Here is a 23,051-nt window from a genome sequence, read left to right as displayed (position 1 = left end):
AACACCACAATAATTTTACTTATTTAGTACACGCAGCCACTGGCGGATGTATGCCCCGGCGGGCGTAAGCTGTTCGGCCGTCCACCCCCCATTGGCGGGTGCGCCGGGTTGCAAAATAGCCGTAGTTTCTTTTTTATCGGTTATGTTCCAGTTTACCCAGCTTAACCGGTTCTTCTCAACCCAATCCATCCATTTTTTATTCATGGCTATATCAAACCTGCCATTGCCATTTGCCTCACCCACGCCCCATTCGGTTACAATTAGTGGCAGGCCCATTTTAATGGCCTTATCTGCCTTGGCGCGCAACCCATCCCGGTGGCTTGGTTCGGTAGCATAATAATGGAACGAATAAGCAATATTTTGATACCCTTTAACAGGGTTAGCGGCTGCTATATCCACATCCTGATCCCAAGACGGGCTGCCCACTACGATCAGGTTATCCTTATCATACTTACGTATCTCAGGTATTATCTGCAATGCGTAGCTTTTCACGGTATCCCAACTGATGCGTTCAGGCTCGTTCCATATCTCATAAATTACGTTAGGCACACCGCTGTACTTCTGTGCCATCTCTGCAAAAAATGCTTTCGACTGCGGGATATGAAGGTGCCCGTTATGGTCATGCCAGTCTATCAGTACATAAACGCCTTGTTTTATGGCTTCATCCACAACATCAAATATCATTTTCTTTTGTCTTTCAGGCTCCTGAAGGTAACCATGGTCAGGTTGTACCCCCATGGATGCACGTAGTATCGAGATCTTAAAATCCTTCTTTAACCAATCTACCACGGCAGGGTTGTAATACTTTTCACCTGCCCATACACTCCATGATAAGCTGATACCCCTTAACTGCGGCGGCACACCGTTTTTATTGACTATTTTATTCCCTTTTATAGTTAGCGCGCCATTTACAGCTACAGGCGTTTGCGCAAACGATGTTATACCTGTAACCAGGCCTATCCATAATAAAACAGCTTTCATTTTCATACCAAACAAGTTTAACCAATTAGCAAGCCGGATGTAGGGTTTTGCAAAAAATGGATAAGAGTATGTTAAAAATGAATATGTTGGGGTATATAGTTGCGTGTTTAAGTCTTCAACATGCCGTGTTGCCAATACTGCAACATTAACGTTAACATACTATTATGTTAACCTTTAATACCTATTTTTACCCCTCATACTTTTCGATGAAAAAATATAGTCTTGCCCTGCTCCTGCTGCTAACCGTTAGCATAAACGCCTTCAGCCAATCACCGGTAGATATCACCCAAAAAATAGTCGCAAACCGAAAGAACAGCACCGAACAACAGCATAAGCCTTACGTTATTTTGATATCTGCTGATGGTTTCAGGTATGATTTTGCAAAAAAATATAACGCCCAAAATTTGTTACGCCTCGGTAACGAAGGTGTAAGCGCATCATCCATGATCCCGTCATACCCCTCTGTTACGTTCCCTAACCATTACGCCATCATTAGCGGATTGTATCCATCTCATTCGGGTTTGGTAAACAATACTTTTTATGACCGCGCCCGTAACGACAAGTACGCTATGGGTAATAAAACCAAGGTTACCGATGGTAGCTGGTATGGCGGTGCGCCACTTTGGGTGCTGGCCGAGCAACAAAAAATGCTTTCGGCAAGCTTTTACTGGGTGGCGTCTGAAGCCAAGATAAAAGGTGTGCGACCTACTTATTATTACAATTACAACGAGCAGATCAATATCCACGATAGGATACAGGCCGTTGTAGACTGGCTTAAACTGCCACCCGCCGAGCGCCCGCACCTTATCACCTTTTACTTTCCGCAGGTTGACCACGCCGCGCATCTAAACGGCCCGGAATCTCCCGAAGTTGAGAAAGAAGTGCTTTTTGTAGACTCTGCCGTAAATGAATTGCAGAAAGCAGTTAAAACCACCGGGTTAAAAGATGTCAATTTCATCTTCGTATCAGATCACGGCATGACCAGGGTTGACAACCAAAACCCCATCGGTATCCCGGCGGCTATTGATACGGCAAAATTTGTAGTATCAGGCGATGGTATTTTGGTGGAGCTTTACGCAAAGGATAAAAAGTACATACAGGAAACCTACAACGCACTAAAAAAGGAAGCGAAGGATTACGATGTATATTTAAAAACAAACGTTCCCGCGCATTTACACTATGGCACAAAAGATGACTGGCATAACCGCATAGGTGATATTTTATTAATACCTTACGCACCAAAAGTTTTTAACCTGTATAACAAAAAAAGCATAAACCCGGGCTGGCATGGGTATGATCCAAGTGTTGTTAAAGATATGCACGCCAGTTTTTATGCATGGGGCCCGGTATTTAAAAAACACCTGCATATCCCCGCTTTTGAAAACGTATCGGTATTTAACTTGGTAAGCCGTATATTGGGCATAACCCATACCGTAAAAATTGATGGCACCAACCAGCTTGCCGATAAAATATTACTTAAACAACCTTAAAAAAGAAATGAAATTAGCCCTTAAGATCGCCCTTTTACTTATCCTTCCGGCAACTATTTTTGCGCAGGACCCCACTGTGGTTAAACGCCAGGCCGATGTTGTTGCCAAAGCATTGCTTAACAGCGATTTTAAGACCGTTATTGCACATACTTACCCCAAAGCTGTAAACATTGGTGGTGGTAAAGAAAAAATGCTTCAGGCAATGAGCAGCGGTATCAATCAAATGAAAGCGCAAGGTTTTGCTTTTGAGAAAGTAACCATAGGCCAGCCGGGTAAATTCTATAAAGCCGGCACCGAGATCCATTGCCTTGTTCCGGAGCAAATTATTATGAAAACCGCCAGGGGGCGCATGGCTGCCAGCAGTAATTTGCTTGCGATAAGTAATGATGGCGGCAAAAACTGGAGCTTTCTGGATATGAACCAGGGCACCATTAATTCTGTTAAACAGTTGTTCCCTAATTTTAACAGCAACCTTATTATTCCAAAACCGGCACCACCTGTAATGTTATAACACTTAATTTACGAATGTCCGTTCTAAAGAAATTTAAATACCTTCTGCTGTTTATAGCCATCCCCTACACAACTTTTGCGCAGGATACCACTGCATTAAAAAAGCTTGCCAATCGCTTTGCAAACGCTACATTTAACAGCGATCATAAACTGGTTATCGACCTTACTTACCCAAAACTGGTAGAACTATCGGGCGGGCGGGATTCTATGCAAAAGCTGATAGTAGAACGGATAGAATCATTACAAAAGCAAGGGGTTATGAAGTTCGAGGGTTCGGTTGGCTCACCAGGCCCATTTATAAAGGCAGGCAATCAGATCCATTGTTTGCTCCCCGAAACACTTTTCCTTAAAATGTTTACCGGCCGTTATGTTACCCGATCATATTTGCTGGCCATTAGTAACGACAAGGGCAAAAGCTGGACATTTATGGATGTTGGTAAAATGCCTGCTGAGGTTTTACACAAACTGCTGCCTAATTATAATGATGAACTGGTAATCCCTACACCGGGCAAACCCATGTTCTTTCCTGATCAACACTAAACACGCTGATTATTTTATAAATTGGTATAAAATTCAAATCAGCCCAATATGCAACGTAGAAACTTCTTAAAAACAGGTTCATTAGCCGGTTTAAGCTTAACCACATTGGTAACAGCATCATGCAAGCAGTCATCTGCCGATACCAAAACCGCAGGTAACAACAGTTTTACGGATGATTTTGAACTGAACGAAGCTACCATTGCCGACTTACAAAAGAAAATGGAAGCAGGCACACACACCTCCCGCTCTATTACAGAATTGTATTTAAAACGGATTGAAGCTATTGATAAAAACGGCCCAAAACTAAGCGCAGTTATTGAATTAAATAAAAACGCACTGGATATGGCCGACAATATGGATAAGGAACGCAAAGCGAAAAGATTGCGCGGCCCGTTGCATGGCATCCCAGTGTTAATAAAAGATAATATTGATACCGGCGATAATATGCATACCACAGCGGGCTCGCTGGCTTTGAGCGATAATTTTGCCAAGCAAGATGCCTTTATTGTGCACAAGCTACGCCAGGCAGGTGCCGTAATTTTAGGCAAAACCAACTTAAGCGAGTGGGCAAACTTCCGTTCTGAACATTCAACAAGCGGGTGGAGCAGCCGTGGGCTGCAAACCAAATGCCCCTATGTGCTGGACAGGAACCCAAGTGGATCGAGCGCGGGATCGGGTGCAGCCGCTGCAGCTAATTTATGCGCTATAGCCATTGGCACCGAAACCAATGGCTCTATTGTTTCGCCGGCATCTGTAAATGGCCTGGTGGGTATTAAACCAACCGTAGGGCTATGGAGCCGCAGCGGCATTATCCCCATATCAAAAACACAGGATACCGCCGGGCCAATGGCACGCACCGTTAAAGATGCCGCTATATTACTTGGCGCATTAGCTGGCACAGATACGGCCGACGATGCAACGCTTAAAAGCAAACCCGAAAAAGATTATACCAAATACCTAAACGTTGACGGACTAAAAGGCAAACGGCTTGGTTTAGAAAAATTAGACAATCTACCCTCCGCCACCAAAAAGTTATTGGATAATGCCATTGCTATACTCAAAAAGCAAGGCGCTGAGATTGTTGAAGTTGACCTGGATACCCGCTTAAATCCAATAGGTAATGCAGAATTTAAAGTGCTGCTATATGAGTTTAAAGATGGCCTTAACCGCTACTTAAGTAAGGCCAACTCAAAAGTTAAAACACTGGCAGATGTTATTGCCTTTAATAAACAGCATGAGGAAAAAGCTATGCCATTTTTTAAACAGGATACATTAGAACTCGCACAAACCAAGGGTGACCTGAACAGTAAGGAGTATGTAGAGGCTTTGGCCAAAATAACTACACTTAGCAGGCAGGGAATTGATGGCTTACTCAAAGAAAACAAACTTGACGCCTTAATTGCACCTACCAACGGTTTCGCGGTTTGTATAGATCTGATCAATGGCGACTATGACAATGGCTTTTCTTTTTCCGGGCCGGCAGCCATGGCCGGATACCCGCATATTACGGTACCGATGGGCTCCTGGCATGACCTGCCTATGGGCATTTCCTTTGTAGGAACCGCCTGGGAAGAAGGCAAACTGATAAGTTTGGCCTATGCTTATGAACAGGCTTCAAAGAAAAGGGTTGCGCCAAATTTTAAGGCTAATTTATTTGCGTAGTTATGTTAAATCAAACCTTATTCATACCAAAAACAATTCAAATTCAGCTTAGAGATAAGGAAAACCGACCGATTGAGCATGAAAATATAATGGTAGGAATAAAAACTCGTGCCAACCAAAAGAACAATATTAATATTTACCCATTCCTTAGTGATAAAATGGGTTATATTAAAATATCTGAAGAGGATATTCGCGAAATACTGATAAGTATATTTCATATGGCTTAATGGATTATATGCTAATAGAAACTGCAAAGCCTTTAATTGATATATATTATTGGGGGAGCATGACTATTGAACATCATTTGCAGTATTACAATGATCGCTTGGTTAACCAAAAGATAAATTCTGGTCCGGGTGGATTATTTGCCAACTTACCTGATAACCTAATTAAAGAAATAAAAGAAGGTTCAAACCGGGAACGCGAGGAATACAACATCTTTAATGAATGTTACAACCGAAAATTGGCAATTAAAAATGATATGCTTTTGATCCGTGATAAGTGGGATAAAGAAAATGAGTACTTAGAATATAATGTTACACTATCTTTGTAATAGCAATGCCAACCCCCATACCCAAAAAAATATTTACCCGCAGGCACGAGATCTTTGCCAATTTCATGAAAGAAGTTGATAAACACCTGGATGATGTGATGCAGGAGCGCGTTACCGAAATGTTCGAGATCCGCGATATTGCAGGCATTTTGCACATCCATCCTACCCATTTAACCAATACCATTAAGCAAACCACGGGTAAATCGCCCTGTTTTTATTTCGAGGAGAAAATAATGCTACTGGCTAAAGACATGCTGCAGCAAAACATCCCCATAAAACAAGTGGCCTTTAAGCTTACGTTTGATGCATCCAACTTCACCAAGTTTTTTAAACGCTTTGAAGGGGTTACACCCAAGGAATATAAGGAACGGGTGTTTGAGGAAGCGTTGCATTAATAAATATTTTAACCACAGGGTTAGCAGAGGTTTGCACAGAGACCGCTGAGACAGACCTCTGTGAACTTTGTGCTTTTCTCTTTGTATTCTCTGTGGTAAAAAGCACCAGCCACATTAAAAATACTGTACTGTTCACCATTTAACCTGTAACTGTCACCATTTTTCAACAACGTTTTACGTGCAACTTTGTAATGTATTAAACACATAACAAAATGAGCACAAACAAAATAGCATTAATATCAGGCGGAAGCAGGGGTCTTGGTAAAAATACTGCTTTAAAACTGGCCAAAAATGGTAATGATGTGATCATCACCTACCGTAGTAAAAAAGAAGAAGCCGACGAGGTTGTAAAAGAAATTGAAGCGCAGGGATTAAAAGCTGCCGCCTTGCAATTAGATACTTCAAAAATAAAAACCTTTGATGTATTTAAAAAGGAGCTAACCACTACCCTGCAACAAAAATGGAATAGGGACACTTTCGATTTTCTGATAAACAATGCCGGTATTGATGCCGCATCGCCGTTTGCCAAAACCACCGAGGAGGATTTCGACAATCTGTTTAACGTTCACTTTAAAGGCGTTTACTTTTTAACCCAAACACTTTTAGATACCATTGCCGATGGTGGCCGTATCATTAACCTATCAACAGGGCTTACCCGCTTTGCTACACCGGGTTACGCAGCTTATGCATCCATGAAAGGCGCCATTGAGGTGTTTACCAAATACCTGGCTAAAGAGCTGGGTAGCCGTGGTATTGCTGCAAATTTGGTAGCTCCGGGCATTATCGAAACTGATTTTACTAAGCGGGCGTTTGAGAGTCACCCAAAAATGCACGAGTTTATTTCATCAATAACTGCGCTTGGCCGCCCCGGACAGCCGGATGATATTGGTGGTGTGATCGCATTTTTATGTACCGAAGACGCCCGGTGGATAAATGCGCAGCGCATTGAAGCATCAGGCGGGATGTTTTTATAATTGGAGGATAGTTGATTGGGTGAGTAGTGCATGCTTGCCTATCAATTCATCGCAAAAAAGGGAATAGCATTAATGCCATTCCCTTTTTTTGTTGGTGCAATCCCTGTATCTTCGGCATAAAGCAATACGATAACTATGGAATTTGGCCGCGTAACCGACGAGGAACTGCCCTTTGTAGATTTCACCCTGCCGCCCGACCCGGCATTTACTACTCAAACATTAGCTGCAGCCGATAAAAGCCAGCCGTTACAGGTACACGTAGGCTGCGCCAAATGGGGCCGTAAGGAATGGGTGGGCAAGATCTATCCACCAAAAACCAAGGACGCAAACTTTTTGGATGAGTACGTAAAGCATTTTAACTGCATCGAACTAAACGCCACCTTTTACCAGGTTTACGGCCCGGATACCATAAGCAAGTGGAAACAAAAGGCTGATACTAACCCGGCGTTCAAGTTTTGCCCGAAATTTTCGCAAAGTATTAGCCACATCCGCAGGCTAAAAAATGCAGAAGATGTGACCACCAGTTATTACGAAGGCATTATGGCCTTTGGCGATAAACTTGGCCCGCTGTTTTTGCAACTGAGCGATAACTTTACGCCCAAAAGTTTACCTGAACTTACCGCCTACCTGGAACAGTTACCTACCGATGTACCCGTATTTGTTGAGCTGCGCCACAAAGATTGGTTTGCCGTACCTGAAAACCGTAATGCTGTTTTCAACCTGTTTAAGCGATTAAATATCGGATCTATACTCACAGACGCCACCGGCCGCCGCGATTGCTTACACATGATGCTGCCTACCCCGCATGCCTTTATACGTTTTGTTGGCAACAGCCTGCACCCAACAGATTACGCCCGCTGCGATGAATGGGTTGACCGTATTGCCGATTGGAAGCAACAGGGACTACAATCCGTTTGGTTTTTTATGCACCAGCACGATGAGCGGTATTCGCCCGAGTTATGCGATTATGTGATTGAAAAGCTAAACGCTAAGTTGGATATTAATGTACATCGCCCACAGTTTATTGGTAAGGATAAAGGGCTGTTTGATTAAACACAAATTACTGGCGCAAGCTTTCAGTTTGTGCCTAGCATGAGGTCAGCTTTCAGCTGACGCAAGCTGAAAGCTTGCATCATGCTTTCACACAATTTATGCTGCGTTAAACTTGCGTGAGCGAGGTTCGCTAATAGATCCTTCGCTACGCTCAGGATGACAAGTGTGTAAAATATAAACAGGATTACATATCTAACGCACGGGTGCGTTTGCGCTTTACAAAATTGCGGATATCCAGCACTATGCCGGCAAAGAAGTAGAATATCAAAGGGAAACCAACCGCCAGGAATGACGAGTAGATGAAGAATAACCTGATCTTGGCGATAGAAATATTAAAACGTTCGCCCAGGTAAGTACATACCCCAAAGGAGTAGCGCTCAAAAAAGGTGATGATCCGTTGTAACATATCAGTTGGGTTTTAATATCTTAATACCAACGCCGCATTGCAGGCATTTCTTATAATCGCAATAATTATTTTTTAGCTCCAGCAAAGCTTGCGATTCAAAGGCAGTTTTAATATTCACTCCTAAGTTAGCAAAATCTGTGGTAATATTATTCTGTTCTGCCGGTATATTCTCCAGTAATTTTAATGCCCGGCTTACAAAATGCTGCAATTTCATATGCCTGCCATAGCTAAACAGAAACAACACCACCGTATTTAACAATATGGTATCTACAGAACCAGCACCCAAACTTTTACCTGCCGGGGCCGATTCCTTATCAAAGCGGTAGTGCGTTTCCCAGTACTCGTTCACTTTGATGTTGGCAAATAAGTCGCGCAGGCCCTTCACTTCACGAATCTCAAGCACTTTCGAGAACAGGTGATTTGATTGTACTACCAGCGCCGCAAACTGCGCCAGCCTGATGGTAGGGAAGTTTTGTGGCCGCATCCGCAGGAATTTCCACAGGTGGTTTTCTATCGGCTGCAAGCTGTATTTTTTAGCCAGGTAATCGTATTCTTTTTTCAGGCTGCGCGGATACTCGTCCTGCAGGTCATCGGTTAAAAAGCCTGCCTGACCGAAGATCAGGGCTTCTATCTGCATAGCATTATTCTTATTCTTGGCCAGGATGCTTTGTGGCAATGATTTTGCCATCAGCTCAAATGGCAGGGCGTTGGTTTTAAAGCCAAAGTTTGCCGCTAAAAATTGATAAAATGTTTCTTCCCAATCGCCCCGATTATTTTCTAAAGCTGCCACCACTGCCTCCGATCGTTTTTCCAGGCGCTCTACCAGTATCCTTGTCAGCCAGTTTTGCATGGTGAGGCCATCCACCGTGGCAATAGAACCTTCGCAAGGGATAATGGTTTGATTGCCGAATACCAGGTTATGGTAACGCTTGTATAAGTCGGGCGAGATGCGGTCTTTCAATTCAAGTGTGGGAACACGGCGGCCATCGGTACCGATCAATGGTTCATCATCGCGGTAAACCACGTGCAGTATCACATTATCATAAGCATTATCGGTGGTGTGCCCATGCCGTTGCCAGTCTGACGAGGAAAGGTGCAATTCGGCATTACCGGCCCAGGTGGTTTCGCCAATACGGATGCGTGCGTTCTGAAAATCGGGCCCGGCGTGGGTGTTGTGCAATCCCGATGAATAAACCTCCAGCTCTTCACCTTCGGTTGTGCGCAGGTTTATCCTGTTAAACAAGCGAAACTTCCAGATGTAGTGCAAAAAATCCTCGGTGAAAAGCATAAGGGAAGGTAAGAAATTTAGATTAAAATAACTTATTTCCGCCTGTTATCTTTCCTGTTGATCTTATGGAACGAATAACCTGAAATTACTTTATTACTACATAAGCCGTATAGGGTATTTCCTTTCCATAATAATTTCTCAGGTAATTTTAACTTCTCTGATTCTATTCCGTCAAAATTTAATTTTATAAAAAATGAGTTGGAACTTGCCTTAGGAATGAACGAATGTTTAACTATACCTATGTATTGAACTTCCAGTTTATCAACTTTAAAATAGCTGGTCTCAAATACGCCATCCTTATCTGTTATATATGTTTCAGGTTTGTTATTAAATACCAGCTTTACGCCGGGGATCGGTTCGTTATTCGTATCCTGAACAAGGATCTTAATTTTTGACGGATCCGAATTACTTTCATTAAATGTGGCTACGGGCTTACTTTCAATTTTTATCTTATCAGGGTTTTGGAAGAGCAGTATCGTATCTTTACTTATTTTCCACTTACCACAAATCTCATCTTTCCCAACAATATCAGACCATGAATTTAAACAAAAGGTGCTGTCTCTATTGAAAGAATAACCCAAGTAGTTAGGACTAAAGCCAGGCAGTATATAAACGCCGCTTAAGTTTCGGCTACAACTAACTGATAGCACTAGTATGCCTATAAATAACATTTTTAAATAATAAGATTCAGGCTTATCCATTATTACATTTAAGTAGGTAACAAGATAAGATTTTTGCATCAAACTACATAAATTCGGCTTGTTTGTCATTATCTTGCACCAAACCAGCCACCATGAACGCCAATACCATCTCCAACCCACAAACCACCCAAAGCCGTGTATGGTCAATAGTTGGCGGTTCGCTGGGTAATTTGGTTGAATGGTACGATTGGTATGTTTACTCGGCCTTCTCCCTTTATTTTGCAGGCTCATTTTTCCCGAAAGGAAACCTCACCGTACAATTGCTTAATACAGCAGGCATATTTGCCATTGGTTTTTTAATGCGCCCCATAGGCGGTTGGTTAATGGGCACATTTGCCGATAAACGCGGCCGTAAAACCGCGCTAACCTTTTCGGTATTACTAATGAGTGCCGGATCGTTAATTATAGCTATTACGCCCAATTATAAACAAATTGGTATTGCAGCCCCTATCCTACTGGTACTGGCCCGCATTATCCAGGGCCTTAGCGTTGGCGGCGAATATGGCACCAGCGCAACCTACCTCAGCGAAATGGCCACAAAAAAAGATCGTGGCTTTTATTCCAGCTTTCAATATGTAACCTTAATAATGGGACAACTGCTTGCCCTTGCCGTGCTGATATTATTGCAACGCGTTTTCCTGACCGAGGCGCAATTACACTCATGGGGATGGCGCATTCCGTTTGGCATTGGTGCTGCCCTGGCTATTATAGTAATGTACCTGCGCCGCAGCTTACAGGAATCGGTAACGCTTGATAAAAAAGAAGATAAACATAAAAACGCCCGCGGTTCGTTACGTGCGCTGGCCAACCACCCGCGCGCGGTGTTTACGGTTATTGGCCTTACCATTGGCGGCACAGTGGCTTTTTACACGTTCACCACCTACATGCAAAAGTTTTTGGTGAACACCAACGGTTTCAGCAAAAATGAAGCTACCCTGATATCGAGCCTTACACTAATTGTTTTTATGCTGATACAGCCCCTGTACGGCTACGTGTCCGACAGGATAGGCCGCAAGCCTATGCTGAAAACCTTTGGCATATTGGGCACACTTACCACTGTACCTATTTTTACCTACCTGAGCGTAACACACAACTTTTGGGTTGCTTTTGGGCTAATTATGCTGGCACTGCTTATTGTGAGCAACTATACGGCTATAAACGCTGTTGTTAAGGCCGAACTTTTCCCGGCGCATATTCGTGCTTTGGGTGTTGGTTTCCCTTATGCTATTGCGGTATCGGTTTTTGGCGGTTCGGCCGAATATATTGCACTATTGTTTAAAGAAGCCGGCCACGAGAACTGGTTTTTCTGGTATGTAACGGGCTGTATTATGATATCACTGGTGATCTACGTTACCATGAACGATACGCAGAAGCACTCAAAAATTGAGGAGGAATAAACGCTCGTGATTGCGAGTTAAGAAGACAACCGACCGTAGGTAGATCGGCTACGCATAGTCTTGAGATTGCTCCGTAGCTTACAGCAATAACGGTTTCGGGAAATAAGCAGCACTTATTTCGACACCAAACCTGATATCACATTGATACTCAATGCCACAATGGCTGTGTTAAACGCAAAGGCTATGAGCCCATGCATCCAGGCCAGCCGGCGGATACGCTTGGATGAGATCTCCACATCGGATACCTGGAATGTCATGCCGATAACAAAGGAGAAGTACACAAAATCCAAATAATCGGGTTCCTTTTCATTACCCGGAAACTCCAGCCCTCCCACCAATTTACGATTTTCATCAGTAGTATAAAACAGGTGTGCATAACGCATGGTAAACACGGTGTGTACCAACCACCAGGAGATAACTACCGCTGTCATCGCTAAAATAATATATCCTGCAACAGTACTCTCCGACTCCCCTTTTGATGATTTCAGCAGCAGGTACATCGCAACCAGGCTAACCAACGAGGCTATCATTACAAAAATAAAGATCATTACCCGGCTGCTATCCTCCAAACTGGCTATTTTTCGTATTTCCTTGGGGTGTGCCCATAAAATGATCACCCAGTCTAATACAATTATGGTTAATGCTATAGTTATCCAGATGATTAGGGTAACGGCCGGAATGGAAGGGTTATGCCGGGCAAGAAAAAAAGCGATCACGCCCGCTACCAGGGATAGCAATATGCGGTAATGTGCATCCAAGCGAAGCAGTATATTTTTGTTAGGTTCGGTTACACGCTTCATTAGCTTACGGTTATAGTTTTAATAATTATATGCCTCAAATATACATTTGGGCACGAACTATTAACTATCATCCATCAACTAAATTAGTCTTCTTCTACAATTTGTGCAACACGGCCTACCTGCCCGTCTTCCAGCCGTACTTTTATGCCACGGGAATGGTAAGACGCACTGGTTAGCAGATCTTTCACCACACCGCGCGTAAGCTTGCCGCTGCGCTGATCCTTCTTCAGGATAATATCTACTTCCAGTCCGGGGTATATGTCTGTTCTGTTACGTCCGTGCATACTGTTTATGATTTCCACTGATTCCTATTAATTACACCGATTTACTTCACCAACCAGCTAATCGCATCTTCAACCTTTTTAAAATCGAAACTGCCGATCACTTTATCCATGGCTTCGGTTATCTGCTGGTTTTGCAGGTTGCCAATGCTGCCCTCGTGGGTATGGCTAACTGTTTTATCGGGATTAAAATTACCCTGTTCAATATCCAAACCTATTTGTTTGTAAGCATCACGGAATGGTGTACCATTCAGCACCGATTTGTTAACTTCTTCTACACTGAACAGGTAGGTGTATTTAGGGTCGTCGAGTATATTTTTGTTAACGCTGATGTTTTGCAGCATAAAGGTGGCCATTTGCAGGCAGTCCATCAGGTCAGCAAAGGCCGGGAACAATAATTCTTTCAACAATTGCAGCTCGCGATGGTAGCCCGATGGCAGGTTAGTGGTCATCATGGCCACATCATTTGGCAGGGCTTGCAGGCGGTTGCATTTACCACGCATTATCTCCCAAACATCAGGGTTCTTTTTGTGTGGCATAATGCTGCTGCCGGTGGTGAGGTTTTCAGGGTAGCTTACAAAGGCGAAGTTCTGACTTAAGTACAGGCACTGGTCCATTGCCATTTTGGCTAATGTTGCCGCAATAGACGATAAAGCCTGGGCAATAACACGCTCGGTTTTACCACGGCCCATTTGCGCGTAAACCACGTTGTGGGCGAGGCTCTCAAAACCTAAAAGCCGGGTGGTCATCGTCCTGTTTAGCGGGAACGACGATCCATAACCCGCTGCCGAGCCCAGGGGGTTTTTATTGGTGATCTTCCAGGCGGCCAAAACCATTTCAAGGTCGTCAACCAATCCTTCGGCATAAGCGCCAAACCACAGGCCGAAAGACGATGGCATAGCTACCTGTAAGTGCGTATAGCCTGGCAACAGCACATCTTTATGTTGTTCGCTCAATTGTATTAACTGGCGAAAAAGGGTATCGGTTTCGGCAACCACCTGCTGTAACTGGTGGCGGAAAAAGAGTTTCAGATCAACCAATACCTGGTCGTTACGCGAGCGGCCGCTATGGATCTTTTTACCGGCTTCGCCAATGCGGCGAGTAAGCAGCATTTCTACCTGCGAGTGCACATCCTCTACGTCAGGCTCTATCTCAAAATTATCGTTCTCAATCTCGGTGTACAGGTTTTTTAGTTCCTGTTGTACCAGCATCAGGTCGGCGGCATCCATCAGGCCTATCGATTCCAGCATTTTGGTATGTGCAAGCGAGCCCAATACATCAAAAGCGGCCATTTGCCTGTCCAGCTCCCGGTCGCGGCCAACAGTAAAATTTTCTACCAGCTTATCAACGTTCGTGGTTTTTTGCCATAGCTTGCTCATGTTGCAAATATAGAATTAAATGCGTTTTACGGGAAACCGTAAAGCGAGTATATACTAACTCATAACATCCAATAGCCAATCCATAATATTATGTTGACTATTTGCTTCATTTAACTTAATAACAGAACGTTACTTTGGTGGCACCTATGAAAGCGTCAAAATATTACTCGTTTAATTTTAAGAAAAGGCCATTCCAGGTATTTGCTTTAGCTTCGATAATATTGTTTGTATTTTCATTCTTCTCAAATAAAAGTACGAGTATAAATATTAACAATACTTCTGTCGTAATATGGTCGGACGTTATTTATCGTGTGCTTTCGGGTTTTTTGTTATTAATATGGCTATTGTATATCTTCATCAAAAAACGCCTGCTATCTAAAAAACTGATATGGGCGCATGCGTTTGCAACCATATTACCTATACTGGCCGCTATTATCTATTTTAATATTAACCAGCAGTACAGGTTGCAAAGTTCAAAAAACAATTACTGGCTTTATTCTCTACTACTCTTTTTTGCGGTTAGCGCGCAATTTGTACTGATATTAAATATTGCCGGTGGAATAGTTAGGCGGTTAACCAGAAAACGGGGCCGGACCTTGATACATGATAACCCCTAAACAATCTTACTCAGCATCTGGATATACAGGTCTATCCCCTCACCTATTTCATCTACATAAATAAACTCATCGGCCATGTGTGAACGTGCCGAATCGCCGGGACCAATTTTGATGGATGAGATATCCAGCAGGGATTGATCAGACGTTGTTGGCGAACCGTATGTTTTGCGGCCAAGCGATACACCTGCCTGTACAAACGAATGATTCTTATCTATTGATGATGGTTTTAAACGGATACTACGTGGTTTCACCTCGCAGCTTACATGCTGGCGGATGATCTCCAGCACTTCTTCATTCTTGTAGGCATCGGTCACTCTTACATCAACCGTAAAGGTACAGGTAGCAGGTACCACGTTGTGCTGTGAACCGGCATTGATAATAGTTACCGACATTTTTATCGGCCCAAATACTTCCGATTCCTTAGGGAATTTAAAATTGCGGAACCACTCAATATCAGCCAGGGCTTTATAAATGGCGTTTTCGCCTTCCTCGCGGGCGGCGTGGCCGGCTTTGCCGTAAGCGGTGCAATCCAGCACCATCAGGCCGCGTTCGGCAATGGCGAGGTCCATCAGGGTAGGTTCGCCTACTATACCAAAACTCAATTCGCCAAGCTCGGGAATGATGAGTTCCAGGCCATTTACGCCCGATATCTCTTCTTCGGCGGTGGTAGCCAGGCAAAAGTTATATTTCAGGTTTTCCTGGTCATAGTAATACAAAAAAACCGCTATCAACGATACCAGGCAACCACCTGCATCATTGCTGCCCAGTCCGTATAATTTACCATCTTCTATTTTGGCGTCGTATGGGTCGCGGGTGTAGCCACTGTTAGGTTTTACGGTATCGTGATGCGAATTGAGCAGGATAGTTGGCTTTGATGCATCAAAATGCCTGTTCCATGCCCAGATGTTATTGAGCTTGCGATGGGTTTTAACACCGTGCTGCTGCAAAACCTGGTCTATCAGGTCGGCAGTGCGGTCTTCTTCTTTACTGAATGATTGTATGGATATTAATTGCTGCAGCAGCTGTAAAGCCAGTTGCGATAATGCTGATATATCGGCCATAGATTATCGGGATAGTTCCCGTAAATAGTGAACCGCAAAAGTAATGCTTTTGGTGTAAGGGAACAAAGGATGGATTAAATCCTTATATCATTATAAGTGATAAAATCCCGGCGGGATTATAAAGGAGAACGAGATAAATGAGGGCGTCACCCTGAGCTTGTCGAAGGGCGTGCGGAAAAGCCTTACCCACTATGGTTCGACAGGCTCACCATGACAACCCGCGTATGCGTCATGATAGTTTGTCGAAGACCTGTCAAAGCGGTTAAAAGCGTTCACGTTCACTGCTGTGAACGCACGAGAAGATTATAAAATATCTAATAATCAATCACTTATAAACTACTTTACTAACAAACTATCGCCACCATATTTAACATCTCAACTCTGCCGTCGGGTCAAGCATCCATGCTTGACAACGTATTTTGTAGCATCTTCGCTAATATAAATTTGTGAGCGTGGACGCTTGAATGGGCGATGTGTTATTCTAATAATAAAGGTTCGTCATCCTCATCGCCAAGGCTTAGCTGTATCACATCAGTACCGGCAATGCCTTCTATCGATCCTTTAATATGGGCCGCATTCAGTAATACTTTTTCCAGCTGTTTCTCGCGGGCCTTCCAAAGTTTTTCCATTGCATCGCGCTCTTTTTGGATAGATACCCGCATGCTCATATATCCCTCGCGGATGGCTTTCCATTGTTCAGAAAACTCGCTGCTGGTTAAATAATCATACAGCAGGTGCATTTTATCGCCCTTGTTATCCTGCGCTTTTGCCAGGTTAGCCAGTTTCATTACACCATCCCTCAGGATGTAGGATACCGCCTTTACCTCATCAAAACTACAGATCCATACGCCATCCTTCTCGCCAAAGCAGTCCATACCCTTTGGGTAGCACTGGGTTACTATAACGGCAACATCAATAGCCTGGGCACGCATGTCTTTTTTTAATTTGTCTATCCAATCGCCGCCAAACGCCGTGGTGCGCTTGCTTTCGTAGATGATCCGGCCGCACTCCTGCCCAAACTGGTTGCGTACAGTTTGTACACAATCCGCCCCCCGAACGCCCTTACCCACCTCGCTGATCAGATCAAACGGGAAATAACTGCGCAGTTGTTCCTCCAATATCAGCTCCTGCGCCTCACCCTGCAGCTGCATAGATCCCTGCTCGGCACGGCGCTTCATCTCGTCAACCAGTTTTTTCTGGTCTTCCAGTTGTTTCTCCATCTCCTTCACCTTTAGCTGATGTTCGGTATCCTTGATGCTATATTTTTCGGTTTCCTGCTTACGGATCTGCTCGCTTAGTTCGGCACGCTGCTCCTGTAGTTTGCGCTGCAGGGCAAGTTCCATCTCATCTTCCTTTTGCTTAAGGGATTGCTCGCGCTTTAAAAACTCCAGTTCCTTCTGGCGAGATTCCTTCAGCTTTTCGGCGCTGGCGTTTACAGAGTTTTGCAGCATCAGCAACTGGTTCTCAAAATCTGAAGCGATGGATTTGCGCAGGTTCTCCTCCAACGTTAATTGCAGGGCTTTCTTTTCGCCGGCAAGGCGCTCTTCAAAAGCTTCCTGTTGTTTTTTCTCGCGATTGGTAAAATCTGCTTCCTTTTTCTGAAACTCTTCTTCTTTCTGGCGGGTGTAATCCTGCATTTTCAGCCTTAGCTGCTGCTTATATTCCTCGGCCATAACTTCCTCAATAGGGAAACCATGTCCGCAGCTGGGGCACTTAACTTCTGTAGCCATAATTTAAAATAGAATATCAAAGATAACGGGAATTTTGTTGGTTTTAGGATGGATTGGATTTTTTACCACAGAGAGCACAGAGTAAAAAACACAAAGTTCACAGAGGTTTTTTGAGTTTCACGCAAAGACGCTAAGACACAATAATTTGATATGCTTTGCGTCTTTGCGTGAGTTATTAAATTATTCTCTTTGTGGCTCTCTGTGAAAACCTCCGTGACCTCTGTGGTTAAAAACGCGACCTGTGTGGTTAAAAGATCAACATTAAAAATCGTGATACAAGTTCCTGAAGCTGCTTCTTAAACCAAAGGAGATGATAGCGGCGTTTTTAGTGCCAATGCTGTTTGATTCTCTACGATAGATACCGCCCAGTTCAAAACGCAGGTTGTATTTAGGGTTCACCACGAAGGCTACCGTGCCCTCTGCATAATACAGGTTAGTATTGATGCCCTGCCCTACGCTGGTTGTAGTAAGCGTTGGCACCAACGGCTTGGTAACATCCTTGCCATTGTTTTCGCCGGTGGCATCCAGCCCGTATTTGGCATACATCACTTGCCCCTGGAAATCAAACCTGCCCGCCGAGTAGTTTATGATACCATTCAACTCCCTGAAGTTGGCGCCAAACGGATCGCCCAGGGGCTGACTGAAGTAGGTATAAGCGCTGATAGATTTTGTATCAGCATAAGTATATGGCTTAACAGTATTGTATTCAAGCAGGTAATTCAGATCTTTCACACCAAAAATATCAGCCCCGCGTACACCCACCTGGTAACCATTGGTGCTGCCTTTAAAGGCATCGGTAGCTTTAATGCGGTCTATAAGTAACTGGCCGTATAAAGCCGTTTTATCAAATATTTTGTATTTGCCTGTAAAACCTACCAGCGCATTGCCCGGTTGCGATGAAGGGCCTAAGCCGCTTGCAAAAACAAGGGGGTTAATAAAGTTAACATCGAAACCACGGCGGTTGCCCAGGTCGTCGGCCTCGGGTACTATATAGGCGTTAAAAAAACCTAACGACAGGCTGTTGGTAGCATTCCAATCTAAATAATGGAACAGGCCCCATTTGCGGCGGTTACTGCCAAAGCTATCAAATTTGGGTTCGTTTTTATCCTGCATGTAAGCCCACATCATCATGTACTGCACTTTGCCTACATTGGCGGTAAGGCGCAGCAAGGGGTAATTGGCAGCGTAATCTGATAGCAATAAGGAACGGTAACCATCGCCTATAAAGGTTTTATCCTGCCCCAAGGTAATGTTAAGCTGTTTAATGGGTGTGTAAGATATAATGGCCGTGGCGTATGAGTAATCGCGGTAGCTTTTGCCCGGAGAGCGGTCATACGCCTGGCCGGGTACAAAACCTATCGATTTTACGTAATCGGTATAATAATCAGGGAAGGATGCCTGGTTCTCGAACGCACTGGTATAAAAAGAGAATTTTGTGCCTACTGTACCGCCAAACTGAAAGCCACGTGTATTTAAACCTATCCTGGCATTTGGGCCAAAGCCAATTGGTTTAAAGTTTATAGCCTCGGTAGATTTATCCTTAAAATCTTTACCGAAGGTGTTATCTAATAATATATCGCCGTAAAAGGTGTAATCTTTAGCTTTAACATCTACTAAATGCTCATTAAATATTTTTCGCAGAAACCAGTTTTTACGGGTGCTGTCTACCCCAACGCCCATCAGCTGGTTATACCTGTTGGTGAGTGCGCTATCCATCAAAAAAGGGCGTAACGAAGTATGCAAACTGCTGCCTTTTGAATATACATCGGCATTAAACTTTTGATACAACTGGTACGATTGCGGTAAATAAACCGATTGCGCCTTACTTGCCGCCGCCGATAACATAATTACGCACAACAGTAAAATAATTTTACCTTCCAGCTTTGTATAGTTTTTTTGCATACTCAACAAAATAAGTGTTATTTATTTAAATTCTAAAATTCTAAACTCTAAAATTGAATCTAAGCTTTAGTAGACTAAAAGGGATACATGGTTAGTAGTTTGCTGATAAAATATCTATTCAATTGCACCAATAAACCTTACTAAACAGTTAAATTCTGTTAAATTTATTTACGTTGCGGTTTATTATATTACCATACCTATAAAAAATACTGATATTTGCCCCGCTTAATTTTACCTTTTCAGGAATGCAATACAATAAAATTAATAACCTTTTTGGCTGGCTTTGCTTTGTTATAGCTTCAGCAACCTACATCTTAACATTAGAACCATCAGTAAGTTTTTGGGATTGCGGCGAATTTATTTCGTGCGCATACAGGCTGCAGGTATCGCATCAGCCGGGTTACCCGTTGTTTGCCATGCTTGGTAAAGTTTTCTCGCTGCTATCGCTGGGCGATAATACCAAAGTACCTTATTTTACCAATATGGGTTCGGCTATTGCAAGTGGCGCTGCCATTATGTTCTTATTCTGGACGATAACCGCTATGGCCAAAAAGCTGCTGGCCAACCGCGAAAAAGATTTTGGCGATGCGACAACTACCGTTATTATGGGCGCAGGTTTAGTTGGCGCACTTGCCTTTACTTTTACCGATACGTTCTGGTTCTCGGCTGTCGAGACCATCGTTTTCGCCTTATCACAACTTTGCATCTCTATTGTGTTTTGGGCAATACTAAAATGGGATGCCCATGCCGACGAGCCCGGCGCCGACAAATGGATCGTATTTATTGCCTACGTTATGGGGCTTTCTATTGGCATCCACCTGTTAAACCTGTTAACTATACCGGCTATAGCGCTGGTGTATTATTTCCGCAGGTATAAAAACGTAACTGTAAAAAGTGCCTTTATAGCTTTCTTTATAAGTATTGCCATACTTGGCTTTGTACAATACGGCATCAGGGGTTATACTATTAAGTTCGCCGCTTTTTTTGATCTGTTCTTCGTAAACTCACTTGGGCTTGGCTTTGGCAGCGGCGCTTTCTTCTTTTTCATATTACTTATTGCCGGTATTGTTGCCGGTATTATATACAGCATCCGCAAAAACAAACCAAAGTTAAACCTGGCGTTTTTGTGTATCGCGTTCATCTATTTTGGGTACGGTTCGTTCGCTTATATCCCTATCAGGGCATCGGCAAACACCAACCTGAACAACTCGCATCCCGACAATGCTTTTACGCTTTATGGTTACTTAAACCGTATCCAGTATGGCGAAAACCCGCTATTAACCGGCCCGTACTTTGACGCGCAGGTAGTAGACCAAACCGAAGGCAGTACCATCTACCGTAAAGGGAAAGATAAATATGAGGTTGCAGGGAAACGTACGGACTATAAATACGACCATACTACCATTTTGCCACGTATGTATAGCACCGATGCCGGCGACGTAGGCTTTTACCGCGGCTGGCTGCAAATACCCGAAGGGCAGGCGCCAACTTTTGCAGATAACCTGAAATGGATGTTTAGCTGGCAGATCTACCAGATGTATTTCCGCTATTTTCTGTGGAATTATGTTGGCCGTTATAATGACCAGGATGGCCAGCAAAGCACTGAAAGTATTGACGGTAACTGGACCAGCGGCATATTTGACGGGGGCAGGCACCTGCCAAAGTCTGTTGTAGATAGCCCCACTTATACGCCACTTTACGCCCTGCCGTTTATTTTAGGTGTGATAGGGATGGTCTACCAGATCGAGCGTAAAAAGAAAGATGCGCTGATCATAGCCCTGCTTTGGTTTTTCACCGGGCTTGCGGTGGTGTTATACGTTAACCAGCCAAGCGTGCAGCCGCGCGAAAGGGATTACTCGTATGTAGGCTCGTTTTATGCCTTTGCTATTTGGATAGGCCTTTCGGTTATTGCCATTGCCGACGGTATCCGCCGCAAGGTGAACGCACGTACATCGGCATATATCGCTACAGGTATCTGTTTGCTGGTTGCCCCTGTGCTGATGGCCGTTAAGGAATGGCCGGGGCATGACCGCTCAACCAAAATGACACCGCACGATATGGCGTATAACTACCTTATATCATGCCCGCCAAACGCTATATTGTTTACTTATGGCGATAACGACACCTACTCGTTATGGTACGACCAGGAAGTAGAAGGCATCCGCCCGGATGTGCGTATTGTTAACCTGAGCCTGTTTAGCGGCGATTGGTATATACGCCAGATGCAGAAAAAGATGAACGCGTCTGAACCGCTGCCTATTACCATGCCTTATGATAAGTATAAAGATGGCGTAAGGGATGTTATATATTATAACGATGCCAAAATAGCCGGCCCTGTTGAACTGAAAGAGGTTTTTGATTTTATCACCTCGGATGACAAGAGCATGCAGGGGCAAAACCAGGGCGGCGAAAGCGTAAATTACCTGCCTACCAAAAACTTCAAGATCACCGTTAATGCAGATGATGTGATGAAGAACAAGGTTATTACGCAAGATCAGATAGACAAACTGGCCAGCAGCATTGAGTGGAAATACACCTCAAACTATGTAACTAAAGATCAGCTGGCGTTGATAGATATACTGGCGCATAATAACTGGAAAAGGCCTATTTGCTTTACCACCACCATTGGCAACAGCAACCTGATTGGCTTACAGCCTTACCTGTATAAGGAAGGTTTTACCTACCGCCTGTTACCTTTAAAGGCTGATACTGCGAACCACGATCAGCTAAGCAAAACCAACAGCCTGCTGATGTATGATAACATGATGAACAAGTTTAAATACGGCAAATTTAAAACTGCCAAATATTTGGACCATGAATCAACAAATATGTTTTACCCGGTATTACTGAGTACTTTTTTAGATTTGGCACATAACCTTGTAAATGAGGGCCACCCTGATATGGCGCTTAAAGTATTGCACAAATGCGATGATGAGTTGCCCGAGAACCTTTACCCGTATATTGATGTAGCAGCACGTAAAATGTTCCTGGCGCAGATTGCTTACCAGCTTAATGATACCGCGCTGGGCAATAAATTTGTGAACAACATTGATAAATTTTTGGTAGACCAGCTTGACTATAATGCTTACCTGCTTAAAGACGACATGAACCGTGTAAACCAACGCGACGTGCAAATAAGCATGCAGGTATTAAACGGCATGGCCGAATATGCCAAAACAGCAAAACAAACCGCCATAAGCAATAAACTGGAAGCACAACTAAAAGACTATGCAACCAAGTTTGCACCAATAATAGGGCAGCAATAATAAAGCGCCCTTATAAACAAAAAGCCCTGCAGAATATAACTGCAGGGCTTTTTGTTTATAAGATT

Annotated in this window: 22 protein-coding genes; 12 read left to right on the top strand and 10 right to left on the bottom strand. The window is 43.7% G+C overall.

What is annotated here, in order from left to right:
• Window positions 1-15 precede the first annotated feature (15 nt).
• Window positions 16-987 (bottom strand): glycoside hydrolase family 5 protein, encoded by a 972-nt coding sequence (locus tag IDJ75_RS02590; RefSeq protein ID WP_224746456.1) that lies wholly within the window; start codon window positions 985-987, stop codon window positions 16-18.
• A 200-nt stretch (window positions 988-1,187) separates the two neighbouring features.
• Between IDJ75_RS02590 and IDJ75_RS02585 the strand changes: the two genes are divergently transcribed.
• The 9 genes from IDJ75_RS02585 to IDJ75_RS02545 all read left to right on the top strand — a co-directional run bounded on the left by IDJ75_RS02585 (window position 1,188) and on the right by IDJ75_RS02545 (window position 8,158).
• Window positions 1,188-2,471 carry an alkaline phosphatase family protein gene (locus tag IDJ75_RS02585; RefSeq protein ID WP_191174049.1) on the top strand — a complete coding sequence of 428 codons (1,284 nt, stop codon included), beginning with the start codon at window positions 1,188-1,190 and terminating at the stop codon, window positions 2,469-2,471.
• 7 nt (window positions 2,472-2,478) lie between these two features.
• On the top strand, window positions 2,479-2,982 hold the full coding sequence (locus IDJ75_RS02580; protein WP_191174048.1) for a hypothetical protein: 504 nt from the start codon (window positions 2,479-2,481) through the stop codon (window positions 2,980-2,982).
• Between the two features lie 14 nt (window positions 2,983-2,996).
• The gene (locus IDJ75_RS02575) at window positions 2,997-3,521 is read left to right on the top strand and encodes a hypothetical protein (RefSeq protein WP_191174047.1); all 525 of its coding nucleotides are present in this window, start codon (window positions 2,997-2,999) and stop codon (window positions 3,519-3,521) included.
• A gap of 48 nt (window positions 3,522-3,569) precedes the next feature.
• The gene (locus tag IDJ75_RS02570; RefSeq protein WP_191174046.1) at window positions 3,570-5,183 is read left to right on the top strand and encodes an amidase; all 1,614 of its coding nucleotides are present in this window, start codon (window positions 3,570-3,572) and stop codon (window positions 5,181-5,183) included.
• Window positions 5,184-5,185: 2 nt separating this feature from the next.
• The gene (locus IDJ75_RS02565; RefSeq protein WP_191174045.1) at window positions 5,186-5,410 is read left to right on the top strand and encodes a hypothetical protein; all 225 of its coding nucleotides are present in this window, start codon (window positions 5,186-5,188) and stop codon (window positions 5,408-5,410) included.
• Between the two features lie 8 nt (window positions 5,411-5,418).
• The gene (locus IDJ75_RS02560) at window positions 5,419-5,736 is read left to right on the top strand and encodes a hypothetical protein (protein ID WP_191174044.1); all 318 of its coding nucleotides are present in this window, start codon (window positions 5,419-5,421) and stop codon (window positions 5,734-5,736) included.
• A 5-nt stretch (window positions 5,737-5,741) separates the two neighbouring features.
• Window positions 5,742-6,131: a helix-turn-helix domain-containing protein gene (locus IDJ75_RS02555; RefSeq protein WP_191174043.1), complete on the top strand. Its 390-nt coding sequence runs from the start codon at window positions 5,742-5,744 to the stop codon at window positions 6,129-6,131.
• Window positions 6,132-6,343: 212 nt separating this feature from the next.
• A complete protein-coding gene (locus IDJ75_RS02550) occupies window positions 6,344-7,105 on the top strand; it encodes an SDR family oxidoreductase (protein ID WP_191174042.1) in 762 nt (253 codons plus the stop codon).
• A 135-nt stretch (window positions 7,106-7,240) separates the two neighbouring features.
• Complete coding sequence (locus IDJ75_RS02545) at window positions 7,241-8,158, top strand: DUF72 domain-containing protein (protein WP_191174041.1); 918 nt, start codon at window positions 7,241-7,243, stop codon at window positions 8,156-8,158.
• 184 nt (window positions 8,159-8,342) lie between these two features.
• Here the strand turns inward: IDJ75_RS02545 and IDJ75_RS02540 are convergent, their stop codons facing one another.
• The 3 genes from IDJ75_RS02540 to IDJ75_RS02530 are packed head-to-tail and all read right to left on the bottom strand — an operon-like array spanning window position 8,343 to window position 10,553.
• On the bottom strand, window positions 8,343-8,564 hold the full coding sequence (locus tag IDJ75_RS02540) for a PspC domain-containing protein (RefSeq protein WP_067063748.1): 222 nt from the start codon (window positions 8,562-8,564) through the stop codon (window positions 8,343-8,345).
• A 1-nt stretch (window position 8,565) separates the two neighbouring features.
• Window positions 8,566-9,852 carry a DUF2851 family protein gene (locus tag IDJ75_RS02535; RefSeq protein WP_191174040.1) on the bottom strand — a complete coding sequence of 429 codons (1,287 nt, stop codon included), beginning with the start codon at window positions 9,850-9,852 and terminating at the stop codon, window positions 8,566-8,568.
• Window positions 9,853-9,884: 32 nt separating this feature from the next.
• Complete coding sequence (locus IDJ75_RS02530) at window positions 9,885-10,553, bottom strand: Ig-like domain-containing protein (RefSeq protein WP_191174039.1); 669 nt, start codon at window positions 10,551-10,553, stop codon at window positions 9,885-9,887.
• Between the two features lie 62 nt (window positions 10,554-10,615).
• Between IDJ75_RS02530 and IDJ75_RS02525 the strand changes: the two genes are divergently transcribed.
• Window positions 10,616-11,950: an MFS transporter gene (locus IDJ75_RS02525; RefSeq protein ID WP_317173728.1), complete on the top strand. Its 1,335-nt coding sequence runs from the start codon at window positions 10,616-10,618 to the stop codon at window positions 11,948-11,950.
• Between the two features lie 113 nt (window positions 11,951-12,063).
• Here the strand turns inward: IDJ75_RS02525 and IDJ75_RS02520 are convergent, their stop codons facing one another.
• The 3 genes from IDJ75_RS02520 to argH form a co-directional block, all read right to left on the bottom strand.
• Window positions 12,064-12,750, bottom strand: a complete 687-nt coding sequence (locus tag IDJ75_RS02520) for a DUF1345 domain-containing protein (protein WP_191174038.1) — start codon at window positions 12,748-12,750, stop codon at window positions 12,064-12,066.
• A gap of 83 nt (window positions 12,751-12,833) precedes the next feature.
• Window positions 12,834-13,034 carry a YwbE family protein gene (locus tag IDJ75_RS02515; RefSeq protein ID WP_191174037.1) on the bottom strand — a complete coding sequence of 67 codons (201 nt, stop codon included), beginning with the start codon at window positions 13,032-13,034 and terminating at the stop codon, window positions 12,834-12,836.
• 41 nt (window positions 13,035-13,075) lie between these two features.
• On the bottom strand, window positions 13,076-14,410 hold the full coding sequence (gene argH, locus IDJ75_RS02510; protein ID WP_191174036.1) for an argininosuccinate lyase: 1,335 nt from the start codon (window positions 14,408-14,410) through the stop codon (window positions 13,076-13,078).
• 146 nt (window positions 14,411-14,556) lie between these two features.
• Between argH and IDJ75_RS02505 the strand changes: the two genes are divergently transcribed.
• Complete coding sequence (locus IDJ75_RS02505; protein ID WP_191174035.1) at window positions 14,557-15,027, top strand: hypothetical protein; 471 nt, start codon at window positions 14,557-14,559, stop codon at window positions 15,025-15,027.
• Here the strand turns inward: IDJ75_RS02505 and IDJ75_RS02500 are convergent.
• The 3 genes from IDJ75_RS02500 to IDJ75_RS02490 all read right to left on the bottom strand — a co-directional run bounded on the left by IDJ75_RS02500 (window position 15,024) and on the right by IDJ75_RS02490 (window position 19,720).
• Window positions 15,024-16,088: a M20 family metallo-hydrolase gene (locus IDJ75_RS02500; RefSeq protein ID WP_191174034.1), complete on the bottom strand. Its 1,065-nt coding sequence runs from the start codon at window positions 16,086-16,088 to the stop codon at window positions 15,024-15,026. The two genes, IDJ75_RS02505 and IDJ75_RS02500, sit on opposite strands and share 4 nt — an antisense overlap.
• 476 nt (window positions 16,089-16,564) lie before the next feature.
• Entirely contained in the window at window positions 16,565-17,818 is a 1,254-nt protein-coding gene (locus tag IDJ75_RS02495) for a DUF2130 domain-containing protein (RefSeq protein WP_191174033.1), read from the bottom strand.
• 261 nt (window positions 17,819-18,079) lie between these two features.
• A complete protein-coding gene (locus IDJ75_RS02490; RefSeq protein ID WP_224746455.1) occupies window positions 18,080-19,720 on the bottom strand; it encodes a capsule assembly Wzi family protein in 1,641 nt (546 codons plus the stop codon).
• 245 nt (window positions 19,721-19,965) lie between these two features.
• On the opposite strand from IDJ75_RS02490, the gene IDJ75_RS02485 reads away from it, so the two are divergent.
• Window positions 19,966-22,986: a glycosyltransferase family 117 protein gene (locus IDJ75_RS02485; protein ID WP_191174032.1), complete on the top strand. Its 3,021-nt coding sequence runs from the start codon at window positions 19,966-19,968 to the stop codon at window positions 22,984-22,986.
• Window positions 22,987-23,051: the final 65 nt, after the last annotated feature.

Source organism: Mucilaginibacter rigui (assembly GCF_014773275.1).
GTDB lineage: Bacteria > Bacteroidota > Bacteroidia > Sphingobacteriales > Sphingobacteriaceae > Mucilaginibacter > Mucilaginibacter rigui_A.
Note: the sequence above shows the minus strand (reverse complement) of the source record. Positions and strands in the feature narration are given on the sequence as shown.